General features: G+C 63.6%; 10 protein-coding genes. 9 read left to right on the top strand and 1 reads right to left on the bottom strand.

What is annotated here, in order from left to right:
• Positions 1-280: 280 nt before the first annotated feature.
• The 9 genes from DOM45_RS10135 (at position 281) to pdxJ (ending at position 10,001) form a co-directional block, all read left to right on the top strand.
• A complete protein-coding gene (locus DOM45_RS10135; RefSeq protein WP_110600064.1) occupies positions 281-1,048 on the top strand; it encodes a sigma-E factor negative regulatory protein in 768 nt (255 codons plus the stop codon).
• A complete protein-coding gene (locus DOM45_RS10130; RefSeq protein ID WP_110600062.1) occupies positions 1,048-2,097 on the top strand; it encodes a MucB/RseB C-terminal domain-containing protein in 1,050 nt (349 codons plus the stop codon). The genes DOM45_RS10135 and DOM45_RS10130 overlap by 1 nt, the downstream gene beginning before the upstream one ends.
• A 233-nt stretch (positions 2,098-2,330) precedes the next feature.
• Positions 2,331-3,746, top strand: a complete 1,416-nt coding sequence (locus DOM45_RS10125; protein WP_110600060.1) for a DegQ family serine endoprotease — start codon at positions 2,331-2,333, stop codon at positions 3,744-3,746.
• A 218-nt stretch (positions 3,747-3,964) separates the two neighbouring features.
• Complete coding sequence (gene lepA / locus DOM45_RS10120) at positions 3,965-5,782, top strand: translation elongation factor 4 (RefSeq protein WP_110600057.1); 1,818 nt, start codon at positions 3,965-3,967, stop codon at positions 5,780-5,782.
• Positions 5,783-5,794: 12 nt separating this feature from the next.
• A complete protein-coding gene (gene lepB, locus DOM45_RS10115; protein WP_110600055.1) occupies positions 5,795-6,583 on the top strand; it encodes a signal peptidase I in 789 nt (262 codons plus the stop codon).
• A gap of 180 nt (positions 6,584-6,763) precedes the next feature.
• On the top strand, positions 6,764-7,447 hold the full coding sequence (gene rnc / locus DOM45_RS10110; RefSeq protein ID WP_281430470.1) for a ribonuclease III: 684 nt from the start codon (positions 6,764-6,766) through the stop codon (positions 7,445-7,447).
• The gene (gene era / locus DOM45_RS10105) at positions 7,444-8,343 is read left to right on the top strand and encodes a GTPase Era (RefSeq protein WP_110600051.1); all 900 of its coding nucleotides are present in this window, start codon (positions 7,444-7,446) and stop codon (positions 8,341-8,343) included. The genes rnc and era overlap by 4 nt, the downstream gene beginning before the upstream one ends.
• 70 nt (positions 8,344-8,413) lie before the next feature.
• On the top strand, positions 8,414-9,124 hold the full coding sequence (recO, locus tag DOM45_RS10100; protein ID WP_110600049.1) for a DNA repair protein RecO: 711 nt from the start codon (positions 8,414-8,416) through the stop codon (positions 9,122-9,124).
• Between the two features lie 85 nt (positions 9,125-9,209).
• A complete protein-coding gene (gene pdxJ, locus DOM45_RS10095; protein ID WP_110600047.1) occupies positions 9,210-10,001 on the top strand; it encodes a pyridoxine 5'-phosphate synthase in 792 nt (263 codons plus the stop codon).
• Positions 10,002-10,006: 5 nt separating this feature from the next.
• Here the strand turns inward: pdxJ and DOM45_RS10090 are convergent, their stop codons facing one another.
• Positions 10,007-12,532: a response regulator gene (locus DOM45_RS10090; protein WP_110600045.1), complete on the bottom strand. Its 2,526-nt coding sequence runs from the start codon at positions 12,530-12,532 to the stop codon at positions 10,007-10,009.
• Positions 12,533-12,577 lie beyond the last annotated feature (45 nt).

Raw genomic sequence — 12,577 nt, 5'->3', positions numbered from 1 at the left:
TCCCGTTGGCGCAAGCGTGCGAACCGGCCCGGTCGGCGATGGGATGGCGAAAGATGAATCGAAAATGAACTGTTGCCGGTTTCTGTCGTCATAGGGGTGCAGGCGATAGCCAAGGTGTCGTCGACCGGTGACGCGGCAGGCGATCGACACCGGTGGCGAAACAGCGAGACTGGCGCATTACGGCCCGAGCCGGCTGCAATGACAGGTCTTCAGGCGCTGCCCTGGGTGTCGCCGTCATTCAACACGTGGCAAGCCGCAAGGCGAGTGTGAGGGTGTGACTATGAAGCAGGTACACGAATCGTTCTCCGCATTGATGGACGACGAAGCCGACGAGTTCGATCTGAGACGAGTCCTCAAGACATTGGGCACCTCGTCGCAGGAGTCCGATACCTGGCGTCGCTACCATCTGGCGCGCAGCATGATGCGCCGTGAGCGAGATGCGATCGTCGATATCGATATCTCCGGCGACGTGATGGCGGCGCTGGCGGACGAGCCGGTGCCGGTTCAGGAGCCTGCCGTTCAGGCCGGCAAACGTCACAGTTTCTCGATGATGGGCGGCGCCGCCGTGGCGGCGGCGGTATCGCTGATGGTGATCACCGGCGTTCAGGTGTTCAACGGCCGGTTCGCGGGCGACACCCCCACGGCTTCCGATGTCGCGGCGAGCGGCGGGAACGCCTCGCGGGGCGGCGACTTGGAAGCGTCGCTGGCAGTCGACGCGGCGTCCGGTGGTCAGGGCGGTGCGATGCAGGCTTCCATGCAGGCGCCGGTATCCAGTGGCTTGCCCTACTCGCTGGGTGGCAGTGGACTGGGAAGCGGTAACGGTGTGATGACCGTCGGCGAGCAGGTCATGCAGCCGATGTTCCTGTCGCCGAATGCCCGTCAGTCGCCCAATGTCGATCTCGAGCAGGCGCAGACGCTGCAATCCTATCTCGAGCGCCATTCGGTCGGTGCTGCCTACAGCACGGGTGACAACTGGATGCCGCTACTTCGCACGCCTGGCTCGCTGTCCGCGCAAGGGGGCGGAGCTGGAGCCACGGAAGTGCGTTGATGGTTAGGTGCTACCTAGGGGCCGCGGCGATCTGTCTGGGCACGCTGCCGGGCGTTGCGCTGGCGCAGGGTGAAGCTCCATCAGCCGCGGAGAGTTTCGATTGTCGCCAGCTGGCCTCGGAAAGCGACGATCCCGCGCCGAAGGCACTGTTCCAGCGGAGTCTCTGGGCGAGTCACTGCTACAACTTCCAGGCGCGAGCGGTGCGCATCGGCTACGACGGCGTACGCACACTGAGTCTGATCCATCGGGTGGAGGACGGCGTCGAGACCGAGATCGCCAGATTTCTCGACGGTCCGCCCGTCGCGGTCAGGAAGCAGGGCAGCGTCGGCCAGGGTTCGAGCCAGACCGCGCTGGATTTCACTGCGGGGGTCGCACCCGGCGCCTTGACCGCGCAAGTCGCGGCGCACTACCAACTCCAGCCGATGGAGCTGGAGCGTATTGCGGGTCGTTCGGCCTGGCGTCTCGATATCGAGCCGCAGGACGCCTTTCGCTACGGCTTCCGACTGTGGCTTGACAGCGAGACATCGCTGCCGCTGAAGCGCGAGATGATTGGCGTCGACGGCCAGATTCTCGAGACCTTCCAGATCACCGAGCTGCAGACCCCCTCGCTCTACCCCCACACGCTGCGCCTCGGCCCTGGCCAATCGCCTGGCGATTCGCCCTGGCAGGCGCAATGGTTGCCGGACGGTTTCACGCCACAGCCGATCCCCCCCGACAGTCCACGCCAGAACGCGCGAGCAGATCACCGGATGTACAGCGATGGCTTGACCAGCATCAGTCTGTTCGTCGAACCCCTTGCGGGGGACCGGCGCCCGCTACTGGCGGGCATCCATCGTCTGGGCATTTCCTACGCCGCGGTTCGCCACGTTATCCATCAGGGCAGACCAATGCAGATACTGGTGCTGGGCGAGGCGCCCGCGGAAGTGCTCGCGCGTATCGCTTCGAGCGTGACGTGGGGGGAGGGTGACGACCGCGGCGAGAGTGTGCCAGGCGCTGCATCGGGAGCGCATGAAAACGGTAGCGTCGAACTCCCCGCTTCCGGCTCGTGAGCCGGCGACCGCCACGGTCGATACCGGGACGGTGGCGGCTGTCGCCGCAAAGAAACTTTACATCCCGTTGAACTCTTGCCGCCTTTTATTATCAATGAGAGTGTCGCCGTTTCCTGACTCCAGGTGTGGCGTGGATTCGATGCGCGAGGTTCTTGCATGACGTTTACCCCTTGGGTATCGGTCTGTTCAACGTGTGACTCTCCGAGTCTTTTTCCAGTGTTTAGGAGTGTTTAATGGAACGCATGACAAGATGGTTCGCTCCGTGGCTATTGATGGTCGTCACTCTGTGCGCTTTTCAGGCCGCTCAGGCGCGCGAGCTGCCGGATTTCACCGAATTGGTCAAGCAGGCTGCTCCCGGCGTGGTCAACATCTCCACGACCAGCAGCGTCAGCGCGCCTGCCGGGCCCTATGGCCAGCAGGATGTTCCCGAGATTTTCCGCCGTTTCTTCGGCGACCAGATGCCGCCGATGCCCGGGATGCCTCAGGGCGAGGAGGAGCGCAAGTCGTTGGGCTCCGGGTTCGTCATTCGCAAGGATGGCTACATCCTGACCAATGCCCATGTGGTCAAGGATGCCGACGAGATCACGGTACGGCTCAACGATCGCCGCGAGCTGCCGGCCAAGCTGGTAGGCTCGGATCCGCGCACCGATGTGGCGCTCCTGAAAGTCGATGCCAATGACCTGCCGACGCTCAAGATCGGCAACTCGGATGATCTCGAAGCCGGCGAGTGGGTGGCCGCCATCGGTTCGCCATTCGGCTTCGACCACTCGGTAACGGCCGGTATCGTCAGCGCCATCAACAGGACGCTGCCGAGCGAGACCTATGTGCCGTTCATCCAGACCGACGTCGCCATCAACCCGGGTAACTCCGGCGGCCCGCTGTTCAATCTCGACGGCGAAGTGGTGGGTATCAATTCGCAGATCTACACCCGGAGCGGCGGCTTCATGGGGCTCTCTTTCGCGGTCCCGATCAGCGTCGCCATGAACGTGGCCGATCAGTTGCGTACCGAAGGTCACGTCAGCCGGGGCTGGCTGGGTGTCGTGATTCAGCCCGTCTCCAAGGATCTCGCGGAGTCGTTCGGCCTCGATGGTACCAGCGGTGCGCTGGTGTCAGATGTCACCGACGACAGTCCGGCGCAGAAGGCGGGTCTCAAGGCGGGTGACGTCATCCTCAGTGCCGATGGCGCCGATATCGACGACTCCACGACCCTGCCGCGTCTGATTGGCCAGGTGGCCCCGGGTGACGAAGTGAAGCTCCAGATCATGCGCGATGGTGACAAGCGCGAAGTGGACGTCACCGTCGGCGATTGGCCGGAAGAGATGAATGCCGATGGGGCGCCGTCCTCGCAGTCTTCCGACGATCAGACCAAGCTCGGAATCGCGATCAGCGATCTCAGCGATCAGGAAAAGCAGCAGCTGGATATCGACAAGGGAGCGCTCGTTCGCCGTGTCGATCCGCGGGGCGCGGCTGCAGCAGCCGGGATCCAGCCGGGCGACGTGATCGTCGGCTTCGACCAGAAGCCGGTCGAGAGTGCCGATCAACTGATCGATGCGGTCAAGAAGGCGGACGATAATCGTGCCATTCCGGTACGTATCGTGCGCGATGGCAATTCGCTGTTCGTGGCGCTGCGGCTGAAGGCCAAAGGCTGACCGGCATCGGTCGGCAGCCCATGGCTGTCCGCTACACGGCCCCGCTTCGGCGGGGCCGTGTGCTTTGGGCTTGTTGCTGTCCTTGCCTCGGTCATGTCGGTACAATGCGCCACATTCGTCATCGACCGCACGCTGGAAGAGAACGACACCATCGGCGTTTTCTCGGCAACAGTGCCACCGTGTGGACTGCGCGCGTACAAATTACCGGTAAGGCTTAAATGGCAGACGCTGCAAGCAACGAGCAACTGAAGTTCATCCGCAACTTCTCGATCATCGCCCACATCGATCACGGCAAGTCCACGCTCGCCGACCGCATCATCCAGTTCTGCGGCGGGTTGACGGAGCGTGAGTTGAAGGAGCAGGTGCTCGACTCGATGGATCTCGAGCGCGAGCGCGGCATTACCATCAAGGCGCAGTCGGTCACGCTCGACTATCACGCCCAGGACGGTAATACCTACCAGCTCAACTTCATCGACACGCCGGGCCATGTCGACTTTTCCTACGAGGTGTCGCGTTCGCTCTACGCCTGTGAAGGGGCGCTGCTGGTGGTCGATGCCGCCCAGGGCGTCGAGGCCCAATCGGTCGCCAACTGCTACACCGCCATCGAGCAGAATCTCGAAGTGCTCCCGGTGCTCAACAAGATGGACCTGCCCCAGGCCGACCCGGATAAAGTCGCCCACGAGATCGAGGAGATCATCGGCCTCGAGGCGCATGACGCCGTGCGCGTCTCGGCCAAGAGCGGCCTCAACATCGATCTGTTGCTCGAGCGCCTGGTTCGGGACATTCCGCCACCCAAGGGGGATCGCGAGGGGCATCTGCAGGCACTGATCATCGACTCCTGGTTCGACAACTATCAGGGCGTCGTGTCGCTGGTGCGTCTGTTCGACGGCACGCTGAAGAAGGGCGACAAGATCCAGATGAAGTCGACCGGCCGGGACTGGGAGGTGACCGATATCGGTTACTTCACCCCCAAGCAGAACTCCACCGGCATTCTGCGGGCAGGAGAGGTGGGGTTCGTCATCGCCGGGATCAAGGACATCCAGGGCGCCCCGGTCGGCGATACCATTACCCACACCAAGACCAAGGACGTGCCACGCCTGCCCGGTTTCCAGAAAGTGAAGCCGCAGGTCTACGCCGGCATGTTCCCTGTCAGCTCCGACGACTACGAGGACTTTCGTGACGCGCTCGAGAAGCTGGCCCTCAACGATGCCTCTCTCGACTACGTCCCGGAGAACTCCGATGCGCTCGGGTTCGGGTTCCGCGTCGGCTTCCTGGGCACGCTGCACATGGAGATCGTCCAGGAGCGCCTGGAGCGCGAATACGACATCGACCTGCTGACCACGGCGCCCACGGTCAATTACGAAATCCTGATGGACAACGGCGACCTGGTGACTATCTCCAACCCGTCGAAACTGCCGGACATGGCCAACGTGTCGGAGATGCGCGAGCCGATCGTGCGCGCCACCATTCTGGTCCCGCAGGAGTACGTGGGCAACGTCATCTCGGAATGCGTCAACCGCCGTGGGGTCCAGCTCGACATGCAGGTGCTCGGCAGCCAGATGCAGCTCGTCTACGAACTGCCGATGGCTGAGGTCGTCATGGACTTCTTCGATCGACTCAAGTCGATCTCCAAGGGCTACGCCTCGCTCGATTACAGCTTCGAGCGATTCGACGCGGCCAAACTGGTGCGCCTGGATATTCTCATCAATGGGGAGCGCGTCGATGCGCTGGCGGTGATCATCCACCGCGATCACGCCCATTCTCGCGGCCGCATTCTGGTCGACAAGATGAAGGAGCTGATTCCCCGCCAGATGTTCGACGTGGCGGTTCAGGCGACGATCGGCGGCAGCGTCGTCGCGCGATCCACGGTCAAGGCGCTGCGCAAGAACGTGACCGCCAAATGCTATGGCGGTGATACCACGCGCAAGAAGAAACTGCTGGAGAAGCAGAAAGCCGGCAAGAAACGCATGAAGCAGGTGGGTCGGGTCGAAATCCCCCAGGATGCGTTCCTCGCCGTTCTCAAAGTGAACGAGTAGGAAAAACATTTCATGGATTTTTCGTTGTTACTGGTGTTGGCTGTCGCCATCACGGGGCTCGTCTGGCTGTTGGACAGCCTGTTTTGGCGTCGTTCCCGTCGCCAGCGCCAACAGGCGGCCGCCGAAGCGCAGGGTAATGAGAAGTCGGCAGGCTACAAGGACCCCTGGCCGGTCGACTACGCCCGCTCCTTCTTCCCGGTGCTGCTGATCGTCCTGGTAGTGCGTAGCTTCGTCATCGAGCCCTTCCAGATTCCTTCCGGTTCCATGCGCCCGACCCTGGAAATCGGTGATTTCATCCTGGTCAACAAGTTCGCCTACGGTCTGCGCCTGCCGGTCGTCAATACCGAAATCGCGGATGTCGGAGAGCCCCAGCGCGGTGATGTCATGGTGTTCCGGTTCCCCGAGGATCCCTCGGTCAACTTCATCAAGCGGGTCATCGGCCTGCCCGGCGATCGTATCCGTTACGAGAACAAGCAGCTCTACATCAACGGCAAGCCGGTGCCCAAGTCGTTGACCGACTCCGATCCCGCCGAGGCGCCTGGGGAGGAGCTGTTCGAAGAGCATCTCGGCGATGTCGACCACCGTATCTTCAACAACCCGCAGAGCCCCGGCCCGCAGATGCGGGAGGTCGTGGTGCCCGACCATGAATATTTCATGATGGGCGACAACCGCGATCACTCCAATGACAGCCGCTACTGGGGTTTCGTGCCGGAGAAGAATATCGTCGGCAAGGCGTTTGCGGTCTGGATGCACTGGGATGGCGGATTGCCTAGCTTCAGTACGGTACGCCAGATAAACTGATTCTTATATAACTTGCCATCGATCTCGGGCCGGGCCGCTTGAAGCCCGGCTTTGGGCTTGCTGGTCGGCGGCAGGATCCGCACGGCGGGCGACGGGGCGTTCCCGCGCCCGCCTTGCTGCGGATACAGCGGCTCTTCGTTTCAAAGACAACGACTCAATGGGAATGACGTGAGTGATCCTCTGCAAGGCTTCAGTCGTCGTATCGGCCACGATTTCCGTGATCCGACGCTGCTGGAACTGGCGCTGACGCATCGTAGCGTGGGTGGCGCCAACAATGAGCGTCTCGAGTTTCTGGGCGACTCGATCGTCAATTTCGTGATCGGCGAGGCGCTGTTCAAGCGCTTTCCGGCGGCGCGTGAAGGTCAACTGTCCCGCCTGCGAGCCGGGCTGGTCAAAGGCCAGACCCTCGCCGTGGTGGCGCGTGAGTTCGAGCTGGGGGAGTGCCTGCGGCTGGGATCGGGAGAGATGAAGAGCGGCGGCCATCGGCGTGACTCCATCCTGGCCGACGCGCTGGAAGGGGTGATCGGTGCGATCTATCTCGATGCCGGCATGGACGTGGCCCGTAGCCGGGTGCTGGCCTGGTTCGGGACCCGGCTGGAAGCGATCGATCTGCACAACACCCAGAAAGATCCCAAGACCCGGCTTCAGGAGTTCCTGCAGTCTCGCCAACAGGCGCTGCCCCGATACGAGGTGATTTCGGTGGAGGGCGAGGCGCATGCCCAGACGTTCAGCGTCGAATGCCATGTCTCCATGCTCGCCGAGTCGCCGACGCTGGGTGAGGGCTCCAGCCGGCGAATCGCCGAACAGCAGGCCGCCGAGCTTGCGTTGTCCAGACTCGAACCATCAAAGGGCAAGCGCCAATGACACAGAGCTGTGGTTTCGTCGCCATCGTCGGGCGGCCCAACGTGGGTAAATCGACGCTGATGAACCGCATCCTGGGGCAGAAGATCTCCATCACCTCCCGGCGTCCGCAAACCACGCGCCATCAGGTCATGGGCATCAAGACGATAGATGAGGCGCAGTTCATCTACGTCGACACTCCCGGTATCCATCTGCAGACCCGCGACCGCAACAAGGCGATCAACCGGTTCATGAATCAGGCCGCCACCCAGGCCCTGCGCGACGTCGATTGCGTGGTCTTCCTGGTCGATCGTACCCGCTGGACGGACGAGGACCAGGTCGTCCTGGACAAGCTCACCCACGTGGAAGCGCCGGTGATCCTGGCGGTCAACAAGGTCGATTGGCTCGAGGACAAGACGACGTTGCTGCCGTGGCTGGAGTCGCTTTCCGCCAGGCGCGAGTTTGCCGCCATCCTGCCGATCTCGGCCAAGCACGGTACCAACGTGCCGGAACTCGAGGGCGAGGTCGCCAAGCGTCTGCCGGAAGGCGTGCACTACTTTCCGGATGACCAGATCACCGACAAGAGTCAGCGGTTTCTTGCCGCCGAACTGGTTCGCGAAAAGGTCATGCGCCAACTGGGGGACGAATTGCCCTATCAGATGACCGTCGAGATCGAGGAGTTCCGTGATGAGGGCAAGGTCATCCACATCAGCGCGTTGATGCTGGTCGAACGCCAGGGTCAGAAGAAGATTCTGATCGGCGACAAGGGGGAGCGGATCAAGAAGATCGGCATCGAGGCGCGCCAGGAGATGGAGCGGGCTTTCGACAGCAAGGTCATGCTCAACCTGTGGGTCAAGGTCAAGCGCGGCTGGTCGGACGATGACCGGGCGCTCAAGAGCCTTGGCTACAATCTCGACTGACCCGCCGATCTCTCGATCGACGAACTGACTCGAGCAGGGATTTGCGCGCTCCTCTCAAGAGGCCTTGGCAATGACGCCCCAGCCGGCTTATCTGCTGCACAAGCGGCCCTATCGGGAAACCAGCGCCCTGGTGGATGTCATTACCCTGGAGCACGGTCACGTTCGCGCCGTCGCCCAGGGGGTGCAGCGGGCGGGGAGCAAGTCCCGCGCCAAGCTGCAGCCGTTCGCGCCGCTGCATCTGACCTGGGTCGGCGACGGCGATCTCAAGCGTCTGCGGATGATGGAGACCACCCAGAGCGCCGTATTGCTGGCTGGTGAAGGCTTGCTCTGCGGACTCTACGCCAATGAGCTGCTGACGCGGGCGCTGCCGGTCGGGCTGCCGACGAGTGATCTCTTCGCCATCTACGCCTGGACGATCGAACGGCTTACCCGGCCGGCCGAACGTGCCACCAGCCTCAGGCGGCTCGAGATCACGCTGCTCGAGACACTGGACGCCGAACCGGTCTTCCTCGAGACGGACGACAGCCCGCTCGATCCTTCCACGCGTTATACCTATGTCGCCGAAAGTCGCCGTTTCACTCCCATTGGCGTGCAACAGCCCGGTTGGGACGGCCGCAGTCTCAAACTGCTGGCCCGCGGCGACTGGGAGGCGCCCGGGCTGGCTGGCCTCAGCAAGGCGCTGACCCGGGCGGCGCTGGCGCCGCTGATTGGCCATCAGCCATTGCGTTCCCGCGAGCTGATGCAGCGACTCAGTCAGCGCCGTCGTCAGGGGCGTGCCTGACCCCCGGGTATCGCCGGGACGCGGGTAGCGTCCTCGACCTGGGTTGCCCCTATCCTTTCTTTACCGCTTCAAGGAGTTCCAGTTCATGATCGCTACTCGTATTCAACTGGGGGTCAACATCGACCATGTCGCGACGTTACGCCAGGCACGCGGCACCCGCTATCCCGACCCGGTCCAGGCGGCGCTGCTGGCCGAGGAGGCCGGTGCCGACGGGATCACCTTGCATCTGCGCGAGGATCGACGCCATATCCAGGAGCGGGATGTCGAACTGATCTCGGCAGTTCTCAACACGCGCATGAACCTGGAGATGGCCGTCACCGAAGAGATGGTCGCGCTCGCCGAGCGGTTGAAGCCGGCGGATGTCTGCCTGGTGCCGGAGAAGCGGGAAGAGCTGACGACCGAGGGTGGGCTGGATGTGGTGGCCAGTCGTGATACGGTCGCCAGCGCCTGCGAGCGGCTGCGGGCGGCGGGCTGCCAGGTGTCGCTGTTCGTCGATCCCGAGCCTGCGCAGATTCAGGCGTCGTTCGAGGTGGGGGCGCCCGTGGTCGAGTTGCACACCGGTGCCTACGCGGAGGCGACAGGCGATGCGCGTCGTCTCGAGTACGCGCGGCTGACGGCGGCGGCGGAGTTCGCGAGTGAACTGGGTTTGGTGGTGAACGCCGGGCATGGGCTTCACTATCACAATGTCGAAGCCGTCGCGGCGATTCCTGGCATTCACGAGCTCAATATCGGCCACGCGATCATCGCCCGCGCTCTGTTCGTCGGGCTCAAGGAGGCCGTGGGGGAGATGAAGCGACTGATGGTGGCGGGCCAGGAGTCGGGACTGATAGCCCAGATCGAGTCTTTTGACCACGACCACGACCACGACCACGAATAGCGCTGTCAGTTGATGTCGGTCATCGCCTGGTCCTCGGCCCACAGGATCAGGCGATCGCAGGCCGCTATCAATTCACGAAACGCCTCTTCGCATTCGTCGATGGCGCCATGACCACAGCGCCGCTCCAGCTCGTCGCAAGCCGCCGCGAGTTGCGGAACGCCGCAGTAGCGACAGCCGCCTCCGAGCTGGTGGACTCGCTCCCGCAGCAGGGCGACATCACGCCGTTGCCAGGCGGCGTGCAGTTCCTGGCGGTGCCTTGGCAGCTCCGCGATCAGCAGGGTCATCAGTTCGACGACCAGCGCCTCGCGACCGCCGCTGCGCTCACGGGCCTGTGCCTTGTCGACGACCGGCAGGTCGCCGGCATGAGCCAGGGAGCTCGGGGCCGGCAAGCCGACTTCTTCCCCCGTCTGTCCCGGCTCGACGGTAACGGGTGTGATTCTCGCCGTGTCCGATTGCGGCTCAGTGTTCGGCGATTCGGCGAGGGGCAGATATTTCGCCAGTACCTCCCTTAACAGGCGTTCGTCCAGCGGCTTGGTCAGCACCTCGGCGACCTCGTCGTCCGCTACCACGTCGTGACCATGGGCGTCTCGGCCGGCTGTCATGGCGATGACGGGCGTGCGGGCCCAGTCCGCGCTCAAGCGCCGCAGGCGTTGCGTGGCCTCGAAGCCGCTGGCGTCCGGCAGGTGCAGATCCATCAGCACCAGGTCGATCGAGGTTTCCGAGGCGATGGCGACGGCCTCCGCTGCGGTGCCGGCCACTACCACGTTGGCGCCAATGATCGGCAGCACCGCGTCGAGGTAGTGCTGCGAGATCTCGTCGTCGTCGACGACCAGCACGCGAGGGCGGGATGGCATGGCTTGCTGACGACTTTCCGCGAGCATCTTGGCCAGGGTGCGGCCCAGCATGTAGCGGGAGATCGGCAGTCTGAGCACGACGCTTCCCTTCGGGAGTCGCCAGTCCAGGGCCTGGGTCGGCGCCAGATTGGCGATCACCAGGCAGGGTCGGGAAATGGCGTCGAAGCGTTGTTGCCAGAGATCCCGGGTGGCGGCAGCGAGTGCGCTGTCGTCGATGCCGACGATGAGCAACTGACTCGTCTCATCCGCCGACGACAAGGCGTCCGCCGTGGCGATGGCGCTCGGCAGTGCGTGCCAGCGTCTCAGGGCGTAGTCCAGCAGATGGGCCAGGCGCGCGTGGGGCTGCCAAATACCGATCATGGCGCCGCCGAGATCGAACTCTGCCGGTCGAACGTAGGGCTCGCAGGCCTCGAACCCGAGTCGGGAAACGATCGTCTGGCTCCCGCCCCGGCGCTCACCCAGCGCCAGAGAGCCGTCCAGCTCCCCCGCCAGACGATGGCAGATGGCGAGACCCACGCCATCCTCGGCGTCGGCGGAGCGAGTCTCGCCTCGCGCGATCAGCCGGCGCAGCCGCTCACGGTGGGCGGGGGTGGCGTTGCCGCCATCGCTTACGCTCAGTCGTAGTCTCACGGCGCTGCCTTCCCGGCTCTCGAGCACGATGCGCGTGACGACGTCGCCCTCGCCGCCATACTTGATCGCGTTGTTTACCAGGTTGGTCAGCAGTTGACGCACGGCGACGTCGGCACCGACGAGCCGGGGCGGAACATCGTCATAGACGATGGCGAGCAGGGTAATTCGCCTGGCCTGCGCCAGCGGTGTCTGGAGGCAGAGGACTTCCCACAGTACCTCGGCGATATCGAACACGTTGTTCGTCCGACAGCGGCGGGGATCTCCCAGTACATGGTCGACGGTGTCCAGGAGACCATTGGAGGCCAGGTGAATATGGCGCAGCCATTCGCGCTGCTGCGCATCGAGAGGACTGTTCTCCAGCAGACGACAAAAGCCGAGCAGACCGGAGAGTGGGGCGCGCAGCTCATGACTCATGTAGGTCAGGTCGCTCTCCTCGCGGGCCTTCGGGAGAGGCTCGACATTGTCGGCTAACGTCGCCTGGTCGGATTCCGGGATGCTTCGGGCGTGCCTCGCTGCGCGTGACGAGCGCCGCCAGGCCAGTGCCGCGGGTATCAGTAGCAGCAGCGACAGCATCGGCATCAGGGCGGGGAGGGGGCTTTGCGAATACTTGCTGGCTCTGGAAGGGTCGAGGGTCAGGTCCAGCCAGTAACTGCGTGCCGATGGCAGCGCCAGGAAGTCACCCAGCGGTTGTATCCATCGCTGCATGCCATTCTCGTGCCAGGAGATCGGGGTCGCCGGAAGCGTCGCCAGCGGCGCGGGGGGGGCGGAGCCGGTGAAGTCTCGCGAGGCGCCGCTGTCATCCCGCAGGGTGGCGTTGACGATCGCCGGATCATCGGTCAGGCGATCCAGCAGTTGGTGGACCCGCGCGATGTCTTCATTCTGCGCGGCTTCGGCCAGCGACGGCGTGAACACACGATTGATGCTTTGCAGGCGCCGAGAGAGCATCTGGTCGTTGGCCCGATGCCAGTCCCACGCGTGCCACCCGGTGATGCCGAGCAGCAGCGCCGACAGCAGCAGCGAGAGAGTGATCAGCCAGCGTGAAGCCATGGGTTTTCCGAAGCCTTTGCGTTCCCAATCGATTCTATCGGCGAA

The sequence above is a fragment of the Salinicola lusitanus genome (assembly GCF_003206045.1).
Lineage (GTDB): Bacteria > Pseudomonadota > Gammaproteobacteria > Pseudomonadales > Halomonadaceae > Salinicola > Salinicola lusitanus.
Note: the sequence above shows the minus strand (reverse complement) of the source record. Positions and strands in the feature narration are given on the sequence as shown.

Bases quoted from the DNA above. Each gene is read 5' to 3' on its own strand.
- recO (WP_110600049.1), top strand. From the start codon at position 8,414: ATGACGCCCCAGCCGGCTTATCTGCTGCACAAGCGGCCCTATCGGGAA.
- DOM45_RS10090 (WP_110600045.1), bottom strand. From the start codon at position 12,532: ATGGCTTCACGCTGGCTGATCACTCTCTCGCTGCTGCTGTCGGCGCTG.
- DOM45_RS10130 (WP_110600062.1), top strand. From the start codon at position 1,048: ATGGTTAGGTGCTACCTAGGGGCCGCGGCGATCTGTCTGGGCACGCTG.
- lepA (WP_110600057.1), top strand. From the start codon at position 3,965: ATGGCAGACGCTGCAAGCAACGAGCAACTGAAGTTCATCCGCAACTTC.
- era (WP_110600051.1), top strand. From the start codon at position 7,444: ATGACACAGAGCTGTGGTTTCGTCGCCATCGTCGGGCGGCCCAACGTG.
- DOM45_RS10135 (WP_110600064.1), top strand. From the start codon at position 281: ATGAAGCAGGTACACGAATCGTTCTCCGCATTGATGGACGACGAAGCC.
- lepB (WP_110600055.1), top strand. From the start codon at position 5,795: ATGGATTTTTCGTTGTTACTGGTGTTGGCTGTCGCCATCACGGGGCTC.
- DOM45_RS10125 (WP_110600060.1), top strand. From the start codon at position 2,331: ATGGAACGCATGACAAGATGGTTCGCTCCGTGGCTATTGATGGTCGTC.
- pdxJ (WP_110600047.1), top strand. From the start codon at position 9,210: ATGATCGCTACTCGTATTCAACTGGGGGTCAACATCGACCATGTCGCG.